Origin of the sequence: Bacillus sp. FSL R7-0166 (assembly GCF_038008935.1) — a bacterium.
GTDB lineage: Bacteria > Bacillota > Bacilli > Bacillales > Bacillaceae > Bacillus > Bacillus altitudinis.
Genome location: NZ_JBBPAC010000001.1, coordinates 2363441 through 2382021, shown reverse-complemented (window position 1 = coordinate 2382021; position 18581 = coordinate 2363441). Strand labels below are relative to the sequence as shown.

Annotated in this window: 19 protein-coding genes and 1 other annotated feature (1 of these 20 cut by a window edge); of the genes, 18 read left to right on the top strand and 1 reads right to left on the bottom strand. The window is 41.7% G+C overall.

Annotated features, from left to right (window positions below; genetic code table 11):
• Window positions 1–144: a binding site (T-box leader), on the top strand (it extends 64 nt beyond the left edge of the window).
• A gap of 78 nt (window positions 145–222) precedes the next feature.
• The 15 genes from alaS to NST01_RS12225 all read left to right on the top strand — a co-directional run bounded on the left by alaS (window position 223) and on the right by NST01_RS12225 (window position 15728).
• Window positions 223–2859, top strand: coding sequence for an alanine--tRNA ligase (gene alaS, locus NST01_RS12295; RefSeq protein WP_017367696.1), 2637 nt, complete (start codon window positions 223–225; stop codon window positions 2857–2859).
• Between the two features lie 89 nt (window positions 2860–2948).
• Entirely contained in the window at window positions 2949–3215 is a 267-nt protein-coding gene (locus NST01_RS12290; RefSeq protein ID WP_024718370.1) for an IreB family regulatory phosphoprotein, read from the top strand.
• Window positions 3216–3218: 3 nt separating this feature from the next.
• Window positions 3219–3635, top strand: coding sequence for a Holliday junction resolvase RuvX (gene ruvX, locus NST01_RS12285; RefSeq protein WP_003216519.1), 417 nt, complete (start codon window positions 3219–3221; stop codon window positions 3633–3635).
• A 15-nt stretch (window positions 3636–3650) separates the two neighbouring features.
• Window positions 3651–3935 carry a DUF1292 domain-containing protein gene (locus NST01_RS12280; protein ID WP_017358102.1) on the top strand — a complete coding sequence of 95 codons (285 nt, stop codon included), beginning with the start codon at window positions 3651–3653 and terminating at the stop codon, window positions 3933–3935.
• A gap of 156 nt (window positions 3936–4091) precedes the next feature.
• The gene (locus NST01_RS12275; protein ID WP_052320975.1) at window positions 4092–4658 is read left to right on the top strand and encodes a biotin transporter BioY; all 567 of its coding nucleotides are present in this window, start codon (window positions 4092–4094) and stop codon (window positions 4656–4658) included.
• Window positions 4658–6115, top strand: coding sequence for an acyl-CoA synthetase (locus tag NST01_RS12270; protein ID WP_017358100.1), 1458 nt, complete (start codon window positions 4658–4660; stop codon window positions 6113–6115). Before NST01_RS12275 ends, NST01_RS12270 begins: the two co-directional genes overlap by 1 nt.
• Window positions 6103–7191: an acetyl-CoA C-acyltransferase gene (locus NST01_RS12265; RefSeq protein ID WP_058214183.1), complete on the top strand. Its 1089-nt coding sequence runs from the start codon at window positions 6103–6105 to the stop codon at window positions 7189–7191. The genes NST01_RS12270 and NST01_RS12265 overlap by 13 nt, the downstream gene beginning before the upstream one ends.
• A gap of 73 nt (window positions 7192–7264) precedes the next feature.
• Window positions 7265–8347 (top strand): endolytic transglycosylase MltG, encoded by a 1083-nt coding sequence (gene mltG, locus NST01_RS12260; RefSeq protein WP_025207696.1) that lies wholly within the window; start codon window positions 7265–7267, stop codon window positions 8345–8347.
• A 213-nt stretch (window positions 8348–8560) separates the two neighbouring features.
• A complete protein-coding gene (locus tag NST01_RS12255; protein ID WP_008342672.1) occupies window positions 8561–9226 on the top strand; it encodes an O-methyltransferase in 666 nt (221 codons plus the stop codon).
• Window positions 9223–10152 (top strand): peptidase U32 family protein, encoded by a 930-nt coding sequence (locus NST01_RS12250; RefSeq protein WP_135226661.1) that lies wholly within the window; start codon window positions 9223–9225, stop codon window positions 10150–10152. Before NST01_RS12255 ends, NST01_RS12250 begins: the two co-directional genes overlap by 4 nt.
• Before the next feature lie 20 nt (window positions 10153–10172).
• The gene (locus tag NST01_RS12245; RefSeq protein WP_017358097.1) at window positions 10173–11441 is read left to right on the top strand and encodes a peptidase U32 family protein; all 1269 of its coding nucleotides are present in this window, start codon (window positions 10173–10175) and stop codon (window positions 11439–11441) included.
• A 7-nt stretch (window positions 11442–11448) separates the two neighbouring features.
• Window positions 11449–12081, top strand: a complete 633-nt coding sequence (gene udk, locus NST01_RS12240) for a uridine kinase (protein ID WP_007501435.1) — start codon at window positions 11449–11451, stop codon at window positions 12079–12081.
• Between the two features lie 647 nt (window positions 12082–12728).
• The gene (gene greA / locus NST01_RS12235) at window positions 12729–13202 is read left to right on the top strand and encodes a transcription elongation factor GreA (protein WP_007501433.1); all 474 of its coding nucleotides are present in this window, start codon (window positions 12729–12731) and stop codon (window positions 13200–13202) included.
• A 50-nt stretch (window positions 13203–13252) separates the two neighbouring features.
• Entirely contained in the window at window positions 13253–14995 is a 1743-nt protein-coding gene (locus NST01_RS12230; protein WP_341041953.1) for a peptidoglycan D,D-transpeptidase FtsI family protein, read from the top strand.
• A 67-nt stretch (window positions 14996–15062) separates the two neighbouring features.
• On the top strand, window positions 15063–15728 hold the full coding sequence (locus NST01_RS12225) for a YrrS family protein (RefSeq protein WP_017367687.1): 666 nt from the start codon (window positions 15063–15065) through the stop codon (window positions 15726–15728).
• Between the two features lie 136 nt (window positions 15729–15864).
• Here NST01_RS12225 and NST01_RS12220 read toward each other — a convergent pair whose 3' ends face one another.
• A complete protein-coding gene (locus tag NST01_RS12220) occupies window positions 15865–16071 on the bottom strand; it encodes a YrzA family protein (protein WP_171465643.1) in 207 nt (68 codons plus the stop codon).
• Between the two features lie 187 nt (window positions 16072–16258).
• Here NST01_RS12220 and NST01_RS12215 point away from each other — a divergent pair, with 187 nt between their 5' ends.
• From NST01_RS12215 to NST01_RS12205, 3 genes are read left to right on the top strand one after another with little or no spacing between them, the layout of a single operon-like run.
• Complete coding sequence (locus NST01_RS12215) at window positions 16259–16900, top strand: class I SAM-dependent DNA methyltransferase (RefSeq protein WP_041506826.1); 642 nt, start codon at window positions 16259–16261, stop codon at window positions 16898–16900.
• A gap of 15 nt (window positions 16901–16915) precedes the next feature.
• The gene (gene mtnN / locus NST01_RS12210; protein WP_019743016.1) at window positions 16916–17611 is read left to right on the top strand and encodes a 5'-methylthioadenosine/S-adenosylhomocysteine nucleosidase; all 696 of its coding nucleotides are present in this window, start codon (window positions 16916–16918) and stop codon (window positions 17609–17611) included.
• Window positions 17612–17657: 46 nt separating this feature from the next.
• Window positions 17658–18581: a PLP-dependent cysteine synthase family protein gene (locus NST01_RS12205; protein ID WP_099496634.1), complete on the top strand. Its 924-nt coding sequence runs from the start codon at window positions 17658–17660 to the stop codon at window positions 18579–18581.

Genomic DNA, 18581 nt, shown 5'->3' with positions numbered 1-18581 from the left:
GAAAAGCCTTATCAGACCTTTAACGGAAGCTAGTCCCGAGTGCAGATAAACACTGCCGCTCTCTTCCGGCGTTATCGGATGTGAAGGTGATAGACGCATATGTCTATAATCAGGGTGGTACCGCGAGAGCATCTCGTCCCTGTGTAAGTAGTTTTTTGCTTGCATAGGGCGGGATGTTTTTTCGTTTGTGTGAAGATTGAGAATAAAAAGGGAGGATTTATGATGAAAACTTTAACTTCAGCTCAAGTACGTCAAATGTTTTTAGATTTTTTTAAAGAAAAAGGACATGCTGTCGAACCGAGTGCGTCCCTCGTACCGCATGACGATCCAACACTTTTATGGATTAACAGCGGGGTGGCAACATTAAAGAAATACTTCGATGGCCGCGTCGTGCCTGAGAATCCACGTATTTGCAACGCACAAAAATCAATTCGTACAAATGACATTGAAAATGTAGGGAAAACAGCACGCCATCATACGTTTTTTGAAATGCTGGGCAACTTCTCTATTGGAGACTATTTCAAAGAAGAGGCAATCGAATGGGCTTGGGAATTCCTCACAAGTGACGAGTGGATTGGCTTTGATCCGAATCTGTTATCTGTAACGGTACATCCAGAGGATGAAGAAGCATATGTTCTTTGGAGAGATAAAATGGGTGTCCCTGAGGAACGAATTATTCGTCTAGAGGGCAACTTCTGGGATATTGGCGAGGGGCCAAGTGGTCCGAATACAGAAATTTTCTATGATCGCGGCGAAGCATATGGCAACGACATGAACGACCCTGAATTATATCCAGGCGGAGAAAATGAACGTTATCTAGAAGTATGGAATCTTGTTTTTTCTGAATTTAACCATAATCCAGATGGTACATATACACCGCTTCCGAAGAAAAACATTGATACAGGAATGGGTCTTGAGCGTATGGTCTCTGTGATTCAAAACGTACCGACGAACTTTGATACAGACCTGTTCATGCCGATTATTCGTGCAGTAGAAACGATTTCTGGAGAAAGCTATGGGGAGTCAAAAGAAAAAGACACAGCATTTAAAGTCATTGCTGACCATATTCGTACTGTTGCCTTTGCCGTCAGTGACGGAGCGCTTCCTTCTAATGAAGGCCGAGGTTATGTGTTAAGACGTTTGCTGCGCCGTGCTGTGCGTTATGCAAAAACGATCCATATCCACCGTCCATTCATGTATGATCTAGTTCCAGTTGTTGCGGAGATCATGAAGGATTTCTATCCAGATGTTCAAGCAAAAGAAGAATTTATTGCAAAAGTGATCAAAAATGAAGAAGAGCGTTTCCATGAGACACTGAATGAAGGGTTAGCCATTTTATCAGAAGTGATCAAAAAAGAACGAGACAATGGCAGCTCACAAATTTCCGGTAAAGATGTGTTTAAGCTTTATGACACATATGGATTCCCGGTCGAACTCACAGAAGAATATGCTGAAGATGAGAACATGACAGTCGATCGTGAAGGCTTCCAGCTAGAAATGGAGAAGCAGCGTGAACGTGCAAGAAATGCCAGACAAGATGTGGGCAGTATGCAGGTTCAAGGCGGGGCTTTAGGCGATATAAAAGCAGAAAGTACGTTTGTTGGCTACGAAAATTTAACTGCAGATGCTCGTATTATCGAATTGCTTCAAAACGGTGAAATTGTCACAGAAGCACACGAAGGGGAAACGGTGCAAATTTTATTAGATGAAACACCTTTCTATGCGGAAAGCGGCGGACAAGTGGCGGATAAAGGAACGTTAAAAAGTGCCGAAGCGATCATTGATATCAAAGATGTGAAAAAGGCGCCAAACGGCCAGCATGTCCACGAAGGAGTCGTCGTAAGTGGTACGGTTCAAAAAGGCATTGAAGTCACTGCAGAAGTCGAATCAGCGCTTCGAAAAGGCATTGTGAAAAATCACACAGCGACACATCTTTTGCACCAAGCGCTAAAAGATGTATTGGGCAGCCACGTTAACCAAGCGGGTTCACTTGTGAATGAAAACAGACTTCGCTTTGACTTTTCTCACTTTGGACAAGTAACAAAAGAAGAATTGTCACAAATTGAAAAAATCGTCAACGAAAAGATTTGGGAAGGCATTTCGGTTGCCATTGACCTGAAACCAATTGCTGAAGCAAAAGAAATGGGCGCAATGGCGCTGTTTGGCGAGAAGTATGGCGATATTGTCCGTGTTGTGCAAGTGGGTGATTACAGCATCGAGTTATGCGGAGGCTGTCACGTTCAAAACACTGCGGAGATCGGATTGTTTAAAATTGCATCTGAATCGGGTATTGGTGCTGGAACACGCCGTATTGAGGCTGTAACAGGTAAAGGTGCTTATGAAGAATTAAATGATCAGCTTGCGATTTTAGAAAAGGCAGCTAATGAACTGAAATCAAATACAAAAGATGTACCAAAACGCATCGCTTCCTTGCAGGCTGATTTAAAAGAAGTTCAAAGAGAAAACGAATCACTTCTTGCGAAATTAAGTCAAGCAGAAGCTGGCTCTATTTTGGAAAAAGTTATCGAAGTTGGCGGAGTGAACGTGTTAACTGAAAAAGTAAACGCCAAAGACATGAACCATTTAAGAACGATGGTTGATGAATTAAAAGCGAAATTAGGTTCAGCTGTCATCGTACTTGGTGCCGTTCAAAATGGAAAAGTCAACATTTCAGCCGGTGTGACAAAAGATGTCATTGAAAAAGGTCTTCATGCAGGAAAACTTGTGAAGCAGGCAGCTGAAATTTGCGGCGGAGGCGGAGGCGGACGCCCAGATATGGCACAAGCAGGCGGGAAACAGCCAGAAAAGCTTGAAGAAGCACTGGCAACTGTCGAAGAATCTGTCAAATCCGTTTTATAATCAGTCAATGTAGTGTAGAATAATGGTATTAGATGAGCGGTTAGAAAAAAGCTTGCTAGTAGAATGTTGGAAGAGAGGTGCAAGAAGCAGTGAGTTCATTTGATAAGACAATGAAGTTTAACTTCTCTGATGATTCAGCTGAAACCAATGTGAATGAAGTGCTCATAACAGTTTATGACGCACTCCAAGAAAAAGGATACAACCCGATCAATCAAATTGTCGGATACTTGCTGTCAGGCGACCCTGCTTATATTCCAAGACATCAGGATGCACGCAACCTAATTCGTAAACTAGAACGAGACGAATTAATTGAGGAATTGGTTAAATCGTACTTAGAGACACATAAAGAGGCGTAAAACATGAGAATTTTAGGCTTAGATTTAGGCACGAAAACCCTTGGTGTGGCAATCAGTGATGAAATGGGATGGACAGCTCAAGGGATTGAAACCATTAAAATTGATGAAGCAGGCGGAGACTTTGGTCTCAGCCGCCTGTCTGAGATCGTCTCGCAATATGGAACGGATAAAATTGTCCTTGGTTTTCCAAAAAATATGAACGGTACGGTCGGTCCAAGAGGCGAGGCCAGCCAATCATTTGCGAAAGTGTTAGAAAACACGTACAATGTTCCTGTTGTGCTTTGGGACGAGCGTCTGTCAACGATGGCAGCAGAAAAAATGCTCATCTCTGCAGATGTGAGCAGACAAAAGCGTAAAAAAGTCATTGATAAAATGGCGGCTGTTATGATCCTTCAAGGGTATTTAGACAGCTTAAATTAAAATGAGGTGAATCAAATGGAACACGGAGAAAAGCAAATTACAATCGTTGATGATAATGGAAATGAGCAACTTTGCGAAGTACTATTTACTTTTGAAAGCGACCATTTTAACAAATCATATGTTCTTTACTACCCAATTTCTGAACAAGATAACGAAGAAATTGAAATTCATGCATCAAGCTTCACACCAAATGAAGACGGTGAAGATGGCGAATTAGAGCCAATTGAAACGGATGAAGAGTGGGACATGATTGAAGAAACGTTAAATACGTTCTTAGATCAAGAAGACGAAGAAGAATAGAACGAATAAAAGGCCTGTGAACATGATCTCTGTGATCTTTCTTCACAGGTCTTTTTTTACATTCTATATGTAAACTATTATTTAAATTTAGTTGACATATATCGCTCGACCTTTTACGCTATTTTTATCAAAAACATCGAGTGAGGGGTATGAAAATTGAAAATTCACGATATGATGCAAATGGCATTCATGACAGCAGTTATTGGGATGTTAGGATTGATTCCGCCTATTTTTCTTGCGTTTACACCTGTACCAATCACAATGCAAACCGCAGGTCTTTTGCTTGCTGGAGGGCTGTTAAAACCAAAGCAAGCGCTGATTAGTTTACTTCTATTTCTTCTAATAGTGGCAGCAGGCGCACCTCTTTTATCTGGAGGGAGAGGCGGAATAGGGGTCTTTTTTGGGCCAAGCGGTGGTTTTTTACTTGCTTATCCAGTGGCTGCCTTTATGATCAGCCTGTGGCTGAACCGGCTGAAGAAAGTGACGGCCTTACGACTATTTTTGATCTATGCGGTATGCAGTATCGGGATATTATATATAGGCGGAATACCCTTTCAAGCCATGATGATGCATATAAAGATCACGCAAGCAGCTCTGTTCAGCGTCATTTATTTACCGGGTGATCTGATCAAAGCAGGGATATGTGCTGTCTTCACGGTGAAAATCATTCAAGCGATGTCATATCGAAAAAGGGACTTACATAGAGGGAGGCGAGCAGTTTGATGAGAATAACGGAAAGCTATGCAGCTCATGCAAAAGTGAACCCAGGTCAGATGGCGATCATAGATGAAAAAGAGAAGATCACTTATGAAGAATGGCATGAGCGTGTGCAGTCATCTGCACAATGGTTAAAAGAAACGCCTCATCAGCAAAAAAGAGTCGCTTTTTTAGTATCAAATGGTGTTCCGTTTCTCCAACTATTTGCTGGCGCAGCTTCTGCAGGATGGACAGCGGTGCCTCTTGATCCGCGGTGGAGTGACAAGGAATGCGCGGAAAAGCTCTTATTAAGCGACGCGGACCTTGTCATTGTGGAAGATCGATATATCAAAAGGATTGAAAAGTACAAGCTGGATATGCCAGTGCTCTCTTTATCTGAATGGAAAGAAAGAATCAGCCTCAGCATAAACGTTCAATCGAACAAAGGTGAACCGGAGGAAGATCCTGCTTTTTATATGGGATTTACTTCAGGATCAACGGGATCGCCCAAAGCCTTCATAAGACGCCAGCAGTCATGGATCGAGAGCTTTCAAATGACAGCTTCCGTCTTTGGGATCACACATAAAGATCATGTACTGATTTTGGGCACACTTTTATCCTCTCATTTTTTATACGGGGCGATCAGCACACTTTATTTCGGGGGCACCGTGACATTGTTAGAAAAATTTGTGCCAGATAAAGCAAAGAACATCTTAGAAAGAGGAGACATCACGGCTATTTATACGGTTCCGACCATGACAGAATCGTTACTGCAAATGGATGCCTTCGGAAAACATCCGCTTCTTGTCCTGTCTTCTGGTGCAGATTGGGGAAACTCTTCAAAAAAACAGCTCGTCAACCGCAATCCCCACATCACATTTTTTGATTTTTATGGAACATCAGAATTGAGCTTTGTCTCCTATTTATCTTCAGATGATTTTTTGCAAAAGCCTACTTCTGTCGGAAAGCCTTTTCTTTCTATTCAGGTTGAAATCAGGAGGGCAGATCAAACCGTTTGCAAGCCAAATGAAATCGGGAGAATTTATGTGAAAAGCCCAATGTCTTTTTCAGGCTATTTACAAGATGAAAAGCCGCCAGAAGAGTGGCTGACCGTATATGACATGGGGTGGCTCGACGAGGATGGTTACTTGTATATGAGCGGCCGCGAGAATGGCATGATTGTCTATGGGGGACTGAATATTTTTCCAGAGGAAATTGAGCGTGTGCTGAATGAACAGCCAGAGGTGAATCGGTCAATCGTGATTGGACTTCCTGATCCATATTGGGGCGAAATCCCTGTTGCCATTATTGAGAATGTACAGCAAACAAAAACCATTCGGCAAGCTGTAAAAGAAACATTAGCGGCATACAAAGTACCAAAAAAATGGCTCGTCACGGACAAAATGATCGAAACATCAGGAGGGAAAATCGCTCGTGCCAGTATGAAAAAGTGGGCGGAGGAACAACTATTATGCAAGCCGTGATCGTACAAGCGAAACGGACGCCCTTCGGTGAGAAAAATGGAATGTTGAAGGATTACCGGCCAGAGCATCTAGCTGCGCCCTTGATCCAGCATTTTTCAAACGTGACCAAGCCAGATGACATCATTTTAGGCAATGTCGTCGGGGGTGGTGGCAACATTGCCCGTCTGTCCTCGTTAGAAGCAGGGCTTTCATTACATATTCCGGGTATGACCATTGATAGGCAGTGTGCTTCCGGTCTTGAAGCCATTAGAACAGCGTGCATCATGATTCAGTCGGGGGAGGGATCAATATATATCGCTGGTGGAACGGAAAGCATTTCTCGGTCACCAATGAAAGAAAGGGCCCGCTTTTCTCCAGAGTGGATAGGGGACCCTCATATGGGGGAAGCGGCAGAGCTGACGGCGTCGAGATTTTCAGTTGCGAGACAAGAGCAAGATGACTATGCACTTTTAAGCTGGGAACGAAGTATAACCGCATTCAAGCAAGGAACGTATTCAGAAGAAATTGTTCCGATTAGCGGGATGAGTACAGATGAAGCGGCAGCTAAAATAAGACCGATTGCAAGCTTGATAAAGCGGGCAAAACCTGTCTTTTTACCAGGCAAAGGTACTGTGACTGTGACCAATAGCTGTAAAGAAGCAGATGGTGCAGCTGCCGTCGTTGTGATGGAAAGAGCGGAAGCGGAGGCAAAAGGCTTCAGCCCTATGCTGCGGTATATCGGGAGTGCCGTGACCGCTATAGACCCGCATTATCCTGCTGCTTCACCAATTGATGCAATCAAGAAACTTTTACATAAAGAACAGGTGAAGATAGAAGATGTTGCACTTTTTGAAATCAATGAAGCGTTTGCGCTCAAAGTAGTGCTCATTGCCCGGACACTAGGTATTCCTTATGACCGTATCAATAAAAGAGGCGGTGCGCTTTGTCTTGGGCATCCATATAGCGCCTCGGGAGCTGCTATGATGGTGAGACTGTTTTACGAAGCCCGCGCCCTACCGAATGGAAGCTATGTCATGGCTGCAATTGGAAGTGGAGGCGGTGTCGGTTTAGCCACACTATGGCAAGTTCTGTCATGACATGCATGAGCAAGTAATTGCCGAACTCCGTCGAATCATGTACTATAAAAGCTAGATGTGAGGAGGGCCATGCATGTTTTCAGAACAAAAGAAACGACCATTTTTTAAACGAAAAATGGGGATCGTCCTGTTATCTGTACTTGCTGTGATCATCATTGCAGCATTATCAGGTTTTTTATATGTAAAATCAGCACTCGGGCCGGTCGATCAAAAAAGCAAACAAACCATTAATATTCATATTCCAAATGGGACATCTGTCAGTGGAATTGCGAGCATTTTAAAAGAAAATGAGCTGATTTCAAATGACACGATTTTCACTTACTATGCAAAGTACAAAAAAGCATCAGGCTTTAAAGCGGGCTATTTTCATCTCAAACAAACAATGGATGCGGATCAGCTGATTCAAAAGCTGACATCTGGCGGGACAGATTACGCATTTCAGCTTGTGATACCTGAAGGGAAACAGTTGTCTGATATTGCAGCTATTATCGCAAACCAGACGAATTTTTCAGCGAAGGAAGTTGAAGCGAAGCTGGATGATCCAGCCTTTATTAAAAAATTGATGAAAAAATACCCGAAAACGGTGACATCACAAGTGAACGGGAAACAGGTCAAGCATCCGTTAGAGGGATATTTATTCCCGGCGACGTATCCGTTTTATCGTGAGGATGAATCACTTGAAACCATCATTGACACAATGATTAAACAAACAGATCAATATGTAAAAACGTATGAAAAGGACATGAAAAAGAGAAAGATGTCCATCCATGATGTCCTAACGATGGCATCCCTGATAGAAATGGAAGCAACTGAAAAAACAGACCGGTCAAAAATATCAAGTGTGTTTTATAACCGGTTGAAAAAGGATATGCCGCTTCAAACAGATCCAACCGTTCTTTATGCGCTTGGCGAGCATAAATCCCGTGTTTATTACAAAGATTTAAAAGTAAAATCACCATATAATACGTATACAAACAAAGGGCTGCCGCCTGGACCTATTGCCAATGCTGGAGAATCTTCTTGGAAAGCAGCACTCCATCCAGAGAAAACAGATTTTGTTTACTTCCTAGCAAAGAAAAATGGCGAAGTCGTCTTTACGAAAACGTTAAATGAGCACAACAAAGCGAAAGCGAAATACATCACAGGCAGCAACTAACGCCCATGTGAGAGGAAAAAGACTGTAGACAATGGTGAAATTGCCTGCAGTTTTTTTTCGTTGTTATATCCATTTTATAGGTTCGCAATTACCACATCTTTGTGGTAAAATATATCGGGTTGTTTTTACTTAGATGAACGAAAGATTGACGAGAAAGAGAGCTGCAGCAGGCAGGACTCTTCTTTTTCAGGTCATGAAGGAGCTAGACATATAATGACAATCGAAGATGATCAAATAAATGATTATATTGAAGATTTAATTGAGCCGAGTCCTGATGCCATCGCTCAATTAGAGGAGTATGCGAAAGAGCATCATGTGCCAATCATGGAAAAGGTGAGCATTGAACTGTTATTGCAGCTGCTTTCTTTGAAAAAACCGAAGAAGATTCTTGAGGTTGGGACAGCGATTGGCTATTCAGCGATTCGAATGGCAGAAGCTCTGCCAGATGCTGAAATCTATACGATTGAGCGAAATGCAAAACGTTATGAGGAAGCGACACGGAATATTGAAGAATTACATTTCAAAGATAGAATTCACGTGTTTTTTGGCGATGCGATCGAATCAGCTAAAACGGTTCAGACGATGGCGCCCTATGATGTGATCTTCATTGATGCGGCAAAAGGCCAGTATCAACGCTTTTTTGAGCTGTTTGAACCGATGCTGTCCGATGACGGAATGATTATTACAGACAACGTATTATTTAAAGGCTTAGTTGCGACAAATTATGAAGAAGAAATTGAAGATAAACGAAAAAAACAATTAATAGGCAAAATTGATCGATACAATCAATGGCTGATGTCAAATCCTGACTACCAAACGTGTATCATTCCGGTTGGAGATGGGATCGCTATTAGTACAAAAAGAGGTGACCAATCATGAAAAAACCAGAATTGCTTGTGACGCCAAGCAAGGTGTCGGATGTACTGCCGCTCATTGAAGCGGGTGCTGACGCATTTTTAATAGGTGAACAAACATATGGAATCCGTCTTGCAGGTGAGTTTTCAAGAGAAGATGTGAAACAAACGGTTCAACTCGCACATGCACATCACAAAAAAGTATATGTCGCCATGAATGCGATTTTTCATAATGACCGTGTGGCACTGCTTGGAGATTATTTAACCTTTCTCGATGGGTTAAACGTGGATGGTGTCGTTTTTGGAGATCCGGCAGTGATCATGGCCGCAAAAGAAACAGGTGTCAACCTGAATCTGCACTGGAGTACAGAAACAACTGGGACAAACTATTACACTTGTAACTACTGGGGCAGAAAAGGCGCAACACGTGCTGTTCTTGCCAAAGAACTCAATATGGATAGCGTGATTGATATCAAAGAAAACGCTGAAGTGGAGATTGAAATTCAAGTCCACGGCATGACCTGTATGTTCCAATCGAAACGGACACTTGTTGGCAACTATTTTGAATATCAAGGCAAACAAATGGACGTGGAAGGAAGAAATATGGAAGAAGGTCTATTCCTTCACGACCAGGAGCGTCAAAACAAATATCCTATTTTTGAGGATGAAAATGGCACTCACATTATGAGTCCAAATGATGTATGTATGATTGATGAATTAGAAGAATTTGTCGACGCAGGCATTGACTCATTTAAAATTGACGGAATTTTAAAGTCACTTTCTTATATGACAGAGGTGACATCCCTCTATCGAAAAGCCATTGATTTACTAGTGACTGATAAGGAAGCCTATGAAGATCAGAAAGATGAATGGCTGGAGCGTATTGAACAGATCCAGCCTGTCAACCGCTCAATCGATACAGGATTCTTCTTTAAAGAAACGGTTTATTAAGATAAAAGGAGGCAGAGGAAATGGCACTTTTAAAAGATGGAATTTCTGAAGTGATCGATGGAAAACGTGTCATTACAAAAAAACCAGAACTGCTAGCGCCAGCAGGTAACTTAGAAAAACTAAAAATTGCTGTGCATTATGGAGCGGACGCTGTTTTTATTGGCGGGAAAGAATTTGGACTTCGTTCAAATGCAGATAACTTTTCAATCGAAGAAATGGCAGAAGGTGTCGCATTTGCGAACAAATACGGTGCTCGCATTTATGTGACAACGAATATTTTCGCCCACAACGAAAACATGGACGGGCTGGAAGAATATCTTCAAGGGATTGAAGGAGCGGGTGTAGCGGGAATTATTGTCGCTGATCCACTCATCATCGAAACATGCAAACGAGTAGCTCCAAAACTTGAAGTTCACTTGAGCACACAGCAATCTCTTTCAAATTGGAAAGCTGTGCAGTTTTGGAAGGAAGAAGGGCTTGAGCGTGTGGTCCTTGCACGTGAAACAAGCGCCCTAGAGATTAAAGAAATGAAAGAAAAAGTGGATATTGAAATCGAAACGTTCATTCACGGGGCGATGTGTATTGCTTATTCTGGCCGCTGCGTGCTCAGTAACCATATGACAGCGAGAGATTCAAACCGCGGAGGCTGCTGCCAATCTTGCCGCTGGGATTATGATCTTTATAAACTAGAAGGCTCTGAGGAAGCGCCTTTATTCGGTGAAGAAGATGCACCATTTGCGATGAGTCCAAAAGATTTAAAACTCATCGAATCCATACCGCAAATGATCGAAATGGGAATTGACAGCTTAAAGATTGAAGGACGAATGAAGTCCATTCATTATGTAGCAACAGTTGTCAGTGTCTATCGTAAAGTCATTGATGCTTACTGTGCGGATCCAGACAATTTCGTCATTCAACAAGAATGGCTCGATGAATTAGACAAATGTGCCAACCGTGACACGGCTCCTGCCTTTTTTGAAGGTGTACCAGGAACGGATGAACAAATGTTTGGCATTCACGGAAAGAAAACGACCTTTGATTTCGTCGGACTTGTACTTCATTATGATGAACAAGAACAAATTGTCACATTACAGCAGCGTAATTTCTTTAAAGCTGGCGACGAAGTTGAATTTTTCGGTCCAGAAATCGAAAATTTCACATGCAAGATTGAGACGATTTGGGACGAAAAAGGGAACGAACTCGATGCCGCTCGTCATCCACTGCAAATTGTGAAATTTAAGCTTGATCAAAAAGTATACCCTAGCAACATGATGAGAAAGGGGAAATAACCGGCACATGGGGAAAAAACCAGTGGTGATTGGAATCGCTGGCGGCTCGGGTTCAGGTAAAACGAGCGTCACCAATTCCATTTACGAAAAATTTAAAGGACATTCAATCCTCATGCTTCAGCAAGATTTATATTATAAAAATCAAAGTCATATGCCATTTGAAGAGCGCCTGCTGACCAATTATGATCATCCGCTTGCATTTGACAATGACCTGATGATTGAGCATGTAGAAGCGCTGCTAAAGTACGAGTCCATTGAAAAACCAATTTATGATTTTAAACTAAACACACGTTCAGAAGAGACGGTACATGTTGAACCAAAGGATGTCATCATCGTTGAAGGGATCTTTGCCCTTGAAAATGAACGTCTAAGAAACTTAATGGATATTAAACTGTATGTGGATACAGATGCAGATCTTCGGATCATTCGCCGTATTTTACGTGATACGAAAGAAAGAGGCAGATCGATTGATTCCGTGATTGAACAATATGTATCTGTCGTCAGACCGATGCACAATCAATTCATTGAACCGTCAAAACGATACGCCGATATCATCATCCCAGAAGGCGGTCAAAATCATGTGGCCATTGACCTCATGGTGACAAAAATTCAAACGATTCTTCAAAACCGCGGAGAGTAAATGGTGGAGAAGAACAAAGACCTTTACGACGTAAAGGTCTTTTCAACATCCTGCTCTTGTAGTTAATACTTTAGTAATGGCTAGTCCGAAATCATCGGTGAGCATTGTAAGAAGCAGTCCCTGAGTAAAAGATTTGATATGATAGGAAAACAATGCTGCGAAATGGAGACAGGAAAATCACGATGGGATGCTGAAAGTTTCAGTTATTCCTGCTTTGTAAAAGTATATTAAAAAAATGACAAACAAATCATCACAAATTTTCAAACAATTCTTGATCAAAATGCAATTTTGTAATAATATAGCATAGACATATCGTACACTGACCATATTATGTATTGGAAGATGGAGAATGGATAAGCTATTCTTCTACATATGATCGAAATGGCCGAACGAGGTACAGGAGCTTCCTGTGCCTTTCCACAGTTTGTGCGATGAAGATAATACATCATCATGAGACCGCTGCTGTTCCTGCCTAATAAAAAGGCATAATAGTTGCATCTAAAAGGGACGCCATGTAAGATGGACTTTTACGAATATGGGACAGAAGGAATGAGGGCCGGAATATGTCCTCATTCTTGTATATTTCAGTCGTCACTCACATGCAGAAAGCTTGTATGATGAGGATTAATAGAAGGAGTGAATGATTCATGGCACAAGAGAAAGTATTTCCAATGACAGAAGAAGGAAAGCGCAAATTAGAAGAAGAGCTTGAATATTTGAAAACGGTTAAACGTAAAGAGGTTGTAGAGCGTATTAAAATCGCTAGAAGTTTTGGAGACCTCTCTGAAAACTCGGAATATGATTCTGCTAAAGAAGAGCAAGCGTTTGTAGAAGGTCGTATTACAACGCTTGATAATATGATTCGTAATGCCAAAATTATTGAAGATGAAGGTAACTCAAATATTGTTTCACTCGGTAAAACGGTGACATTCGTTGAATTACCGGACGGTGAAGAAGAGTCTTATACGATTGTAGGAAGTGCAGAAGCTGATCCGTTTGAAGGCAAAATTTCAAACGATTCACCAATTGCAAAAAGCCTTTTAGGCAAACAAGTAGACGACAAAGTCACAGTTCAAACACCTGGCGGAGAAATGTTCGTCCAAATTGTAAAAATTTCATAATTACGTTTATACGATAAACACCTCGTCCACAATAGGGACGAGGTGTTTTTATGCTGAAAACAAGAAGAATCCAATGGACAGGTGTCATTATTTTTATCTTATTGCTCGGCCTCCTATTTAGACTAGCGGAAATTCAGTTGTTTTTCACAGAATCTTTTTCAAAGCTTGATATTAATTTGATCCATGAAAGTGTCAGGCAGCGGACAGAAGAAGTAGTCATTTCAGACGGACGCGGTGAATTTTTAGATCGAAACGGCGAGGCACTTCTCACAAAAGAAGAGCCTGCGGTCATCATATTTCCTTTCCTGCAATATGACCTCCCTCACTTAAAACAAACCGCTTCTATACTTGAGATGGAAGAAGATGAATTGAAGAGCCAGCTGACAGAAACGAAGAAACCACTCATTTTAAAAGATGATATCACGAAAAAAAAGCTGAAAGACATCAATGATATGAAATATTCAGGTGTTTACGGCGTATATATGAAAGAGAAGGACAAAAAAAGACTTGCCCTCCACACATTAGGTTTCACAAGCGAGAATCCAGAACTCTTGAGAAAGCGTTATCCGGACAAAAAAGAGCTTTCGATTCGCACTGAGATCGGTACATTTGGTTTGGAAAGTACATTTGACGAATTTCTATTACCAGAGCAAGACACAAAATTGTTATATCATGTGGACGGAAGGGGAAACCCTTTGTTTGGGATGGACGTCAAATATACAGCAGAAGCTCATTCGTTTTATCCGCTGCAAGTGCAGACAACTATGGACGAAAACATGCAGAGGGAAATGGAGAATGTTCTCAAAGCGCAAGGTGTTGAAAAAGGCGGAGCGGTTCTGCTCGACATTCAAAATAGCAGTGTGCTGGCGATGGCGAGTGTTCCAAATGTGACCAGCAAAAACCGGCATGAGGCAAGAAATTACATGCTGACCGCAATGGCTCCCGGTTCTGTATTTAAAACGGTCGTACTTGCCGCAGCGATTGAAAAAAACTTGAACCAGCCACAAACGATGTATGATTGTCGAAAGAATTTATATGGAGAGCCAGAAGGAAAGCAGGAAGTACTGAATCTGTCTGAAAGCTTTGCGCAAAGCTGTAATTATACATTTGCGACACTCGCTGAGCAGCTCATCCAAACAGATGATCAAATCATTGAAAAGACAGCTTCAAAGCTTGGGCTTGTGGATCGAGCAGGCTGGGAAGGGGATGTATACCATAAGCAACAATTCAAACAGTTTGATCGTGAAGAAACAGGCAGTGTGTGGGGAGATAAAAGAGACAAGCATGTCAAAAAAGCCATTGCGCAAACGGCGATTGGTCAAAAAAATGTCAAAACAACCCCCTTACAAATTGCCAATATGATGGCAACGATTGCAAGGGGCGGAGAACGAAAAGAAGTGAGGATTGCAGATAAAGTGATGTATCAAAACGGAACAACGATGCTATCCTTTCAAAACAAACGACCTGATGGTGACAGTATTGACCGCTATACAGCTCAAACCTTGCAAAAGTACTTAAGGCAGGTGGTGACCTCTGACAAAGGAACAGGAAGAAGATTTCAAGACCTGCCGTTCCATATAGCAGGGAAATCAGGCACTGCCCAAACCGGCAGCAAAGATAAACAGGGGAATCCACTTTATCACAAGTGGTTTGCCGGATACTTTCCGGCAGAAAAACCAAAATACGCTCTCGTCGTTGTTCACCTTGATGAGGCAAGTGGCCGGGCTAAGACAAATGAAGCGTTTTATGATATTGTAAAAAAGGTCAATGAAATTGAAAAGAAACAGACATAGAACATCCCTTCATGTCATGTTAGAATAGTAACGACTTAGGGAACAGAGGCAAAGGAGTGCAGAGATTTTGAGTAGAAATTCTCGATTTGAACATCGTGATAAGCGCAGAAAGGCGAATATGGTGCTTAACATATTAATTGGTATCGTTGTGGTGCTTATTTTGGTTGTCGCATCGAGTTTGTTAATTTTTAATAAACCGAAAGATACAAATGTAGCAGACGAACCATCCAAAACAGCACCTGCATCGAGTGAAAATAAACAAAACTCAGAAGAAGATGTGAAAGATCAAAAGAAAGATACATCCGATGATGCGGATGCAAAAAAAGACGATTCATCTGACAAAAAAGACGATACAAAGAAAACAGATGATGAAGAAGAGCCAAACAAAGATGCGTTAAAAGATGCCACAGAAACAGATGGCGGTAAAACAAGTGACGTAGACAAAACATATGAAAACGATAACTGGGAGCCTGTAGGAACAGAGCAATCGGGATCACATACAGCAACCTATGATGCTAACTCAAAAGACTGGAAAGAAATGATCAAAGCTATGTCCTATGCGACAGGAATCTCAGAAGACCAAATGACTGTTATTTGGTTAGGAAATAACGGAGGACCTCAAGATGCAAAAGGAACCATCCGTGATAAATCAACAGGTGAACGCTACCGCGTAGAAATTACGTGGGTGGATGAAAAAGGCTGGAAACCTGTGAAGGTTGAAAAATTAAAATAAAAAAGATGCATGCAAAAAGGCTAAAATGAACTTCATTTTAGCCTTTTTCTTCTTTTCAGCGTGATAGAAAACCTTTGCAGTCTAGGAAGGACTAGCACCGGGCGCACAGACCTGACTGCCTACACGCTGATCTTTTTTATGAGACATTCGCTTTAAAATGAACAACTGCTGTATACAAAATCTTATCATCAATGACAGTCGTTTGATGACTCACAGAATGAACAGTCAGCAAGATCGCCTGATTATGTTCAATTTGTTTTTGGATCTTTTGTTCAAGTTCTTTTAAAGACGCTGCTTCAAAAAATTCAATTTTGTCCTTTAAAAAATCCAGTTGAAAATCCATTTCATTCATCCCTCCATGCTCTAGATTCATCATAATCTCTCCCATTCAAAAGGGCAAATATTTTTCTACCCCGCCCAGTATTTTTTAGTAGGAAAGAATCAGAAGATGTGGTAGGATAGGAACTGTTCGACGGAATAAAACATACTATACGGATAGGAATAAATAGATAAAGTGGAGGGAAAGAAAAATGGGACGTGAGTTTCTTTCTTTATTTGATCATTGGGCTGAATCTTATGATGACACTGTAAGTGGTCATGACGAGCAGTATAAAGAAGTATTTCGCCGGTATCCGGCCATTCTAAAAGAGATTACTCGCCGTGCAGGTCAACATGTCATTGAGTTTGGAAGCGGCACAGGAAACCTAACGGCGGCACTGCTTCAAGCAGATAAGAAAGTGTTTGGCGTTGAACCTTCAGAGGCCATGAAGAAAGCGGCTCTTCAAAAAGGAATACCAAATGTATTTCATGACGGAGATTTTTTATCGTTTCCAGCTCCACCTTTTGAGCCTGATACGATCGTCAGTTCATATGCTTTCCATCATTTAACGGACGAAGAAAAAAAACAAGCCATCCACACCTATGGCAACATCCTTCCCTCAGGTGGTAAAATAGTCTTTGCTGATACAATGTTTCAAAATCAAGCAGCACATCAAGCTGCAACGAACAAAGCGAAAGCCGCTGGATTCGATCAGCTTGCAGAGGATTTAGAAACGGAATACTATCCATCCATAGGTGTGTTAAAGCAAATCTTTGAAGAAGAAGGTTTTAGCACATCTTTTCATCAAATGAATGATTTTGTGTGGATCGTAGAAGCGAAGAAAAGGGAATGAAAGGATGTTTTTGATTTGAAAATCGCAGTGATAGGTGCAATGGAAGAAGAAGTGACGATTTTAAGAGACCAACTAAAGAATGCCACACAAGAAAACATCGCTGGGTGTGAATTTACAACAGGTGTTTATGAAGATAAAGAAGTGATTTTATTAAAATCAGGGATTGGAAAAGTGAATGCAGCGGTCAGCACAACACTTCTGCTTGACCGCTTTCAGCCAGATTATGTAATCAATACAGGATCAGCTGGCGGTTTCCATCACTCATTAAATGTAGGTGATATTGTCATCTCTACTGATGTTAGACATCATGATGTGGACGTGACGATCTTTAATTACGAATATGGACAAGTGCCAGGATTACCAGCTGCTTTCATCGCAGATGATCAGCTTGTGAAGCTGGCAGAGGAATCTGCTTCAGAAATCGATCATATTCAAGTGGCAAAAGGAACGATTGCAACAGGAGATTCATTTATGGATGATCCTGGTCGTGTTGCGTTTGTGAGAGAGAAATTCCCAGAGCTGTATGCAGTGGAAATGGAGGCAGCAGCAGTTGCGCAAGTTTGCCATCTATTTGAAACGCCATTTGTGGTCGTTCGAGCGTTGTCAGATATTGCTGGGAAAGAATCCAATATCTCTTTTGATCAATTTCTAGAGCAAGCAGCGATTCACTCAACAGACCTTGTCCTGCGTATGATAAAGCAAACACAATAAAAGAAGGGGTTTCCCCCTTCTTTTCCATACAAAGGAAGGGATTTATATGGCTGTCATACATGATATTACGGAATTAATTGGCCACACACCGCTTTTAAAACTGTCAGGGATGGGTGTGCCGCCAGGTGTTGATGTTTATGCAAAACTTGAAATGATGAACCCAGGCGGAAGTATTAAGGATCGCTTAGGTGATATGCTGATTAAAGAAGCGCTGGCATCGGGCAAACTGCGCCCAGGCGGAACCATTATTGAAGCAACTGCAGGAAACACAGGCATCGGGCTTGCGCTAAGTGCAAGAAAACATCAATTGCATCCGATCTTCTGTGTACCAGAACATTTTAGTCAAGAGAAACAACAGCTCATGAAGGCGCTTGGTGCAGAAATTATTCATACACCAAGAAAAGATGGGATGAAGGGTGCGATTGATCGAGCCCTTGAACTAGAGGCAAGCCTTGACAATGCTTATTGCGTCTTACAATTTAAAAACCAAGTAAATCCATTGACTTACTATAAAACGCTCGGGCCAGAAATATGGTCTGACCTCCAGGGGAACATAGACGTGTTTGTAGCAGGAGCGGGCTCTGGCGGAACGTTTCAAGGCTGTGCTGCCTATTTAAAAGAGCAAAAAGAAGCGATAAAAACAGTGATCGTGGAACCAGAAGGATCTATTTTAAATGGCGGAAAGCCGGGACCACATAGAACGGAAGGAATTGGCCTTGAATTTATTCCAGATTATATGGAATCGACTTTATTTGACGAAATTTATACCGTCAGTGACGATGATGCTTTCCGAATGGTGAAAGAAGCAGCTGAAAAGGAAGGTGTTCTGATCGGAAGCTCGTCTGGAGCCGCTCTATTTGCCGCTTTAGAGGAAGCGAAAAAGGCATCACCTGGGACGGTGATCGTCACTATTTTTCCTGATAGCAGTGAGCGTTATCTAAGTAAAGGTATTTATGAGGGAGGAAAATAA

What these genes read in the sequence shown, in the direction of transcription:
- mltG (WP_025207696.1), top strand. Translation starts at nt 7,265, where the DNA reads ATGTTTTCAGAACAAAAGAAACGACCATTTTTTAAACGAAAAATGGGG.
- NST01_RS12230 (WP_341041953.1), top strand. Translation starts at nt 13,253, where the DNA reads ATGCTGAAAACAAGAAGAATCCAATGGACAGGTGTCATTATTTTTATC.
- alaS (WP_017367696.1), top strand. Translation starts at nt 223, where the DNA reads ATGAAAACTTTAACTTCAGCTCAAGTACGTCAAATGTTTTTAGATTTT.
- NST01_RS12215 (WP_041506826.1), top strand. Translation starts at nt 16,259, where the DNA reads ATGGGACGTGAGTTTCTTTCTTTATTTGATCATTGGGCTGAATCTTAT.
- NST01_RS12220 (WP_171465643.1), bottom strand. Translation starts at nt 16,071, where the DNA reads ATGGATTTTCAACTGGATTTTTTAAAGGACAAAATTGAATTTTTTGAA.
- NST01_RS12250 (WP_135226661.1), top strand. Translation starts at nt 9,223, where the DNA reads ATGAAAAAACCAGAATTGCTTGTGACGCCAAGCAAGGTGTCGGATGTA.
- NST01_RS12270 (WP_017358100.1), top strand. Translation starts at nt 4,658, where the DNA reads ATGAGAATAACGGAAAGCTATGCAGCTCATGCAAAAGTGAACCCAGGT.
- NST01_RS12245 (WP_017358097.1), top strand. Translation starts at nt 10,173, where the DNA reads ATGGCACTTTTAAAAGATGGAATTTCTGAAGTGATCGATGGAAAACGT.
- NST01_RS12280 (WP_017358102.1), top strand. Translation starts at nt 3,651, where the DNA reads ATGGAACACGGAGAAAAGCAAATTACAATCGTTGATGATAATGGAAAT.
- udk (WP_007501435.1), top strand. Translation starts at nt 11,449, where the DNA reads ATGGGGAAAAAACCAGTGGTGATTGGAATCGCTGGCGGCTCGGGTTCA.
- NST01_RS12255 (WP_008342672.1), top strand. Translation starts at nt 8,561, where the DNA reads ATGACAATCGAAGATGATCAAATAAATGATTATATTGAAGATTTAATT.
- ruvX (WP_003216519.1), top strand. Translation starts at nt 3,219, where the DNA reads ATGAGAATTTTAGGCTTAGATTTAGGCACGAAAACCCTTGGTGTGGCA.
- greA (WP_007501433.1), top strand. Translation starts at nt 12,729, where the DNA reads ATGGCACAAGAGAAAGTATTTCCAATGACAGAAGAAGGAAAGCGCAAA.
- NST01_RS12205 (WP_099496634.1), top strand. Translation starts at nt 17,658, where the DNA reads ATGGCTGTCATACATGATATTACGGAATTAATTGGCCACACACCGCTT.
- NST01_RS12265 (WP_058214183.1), top strand. Translation starts at nt 6,103, where the DNA reads ATGCAAGCCGTGATCGTACAAGCGAAACGGACGCCCTTCGGTGAGAAA.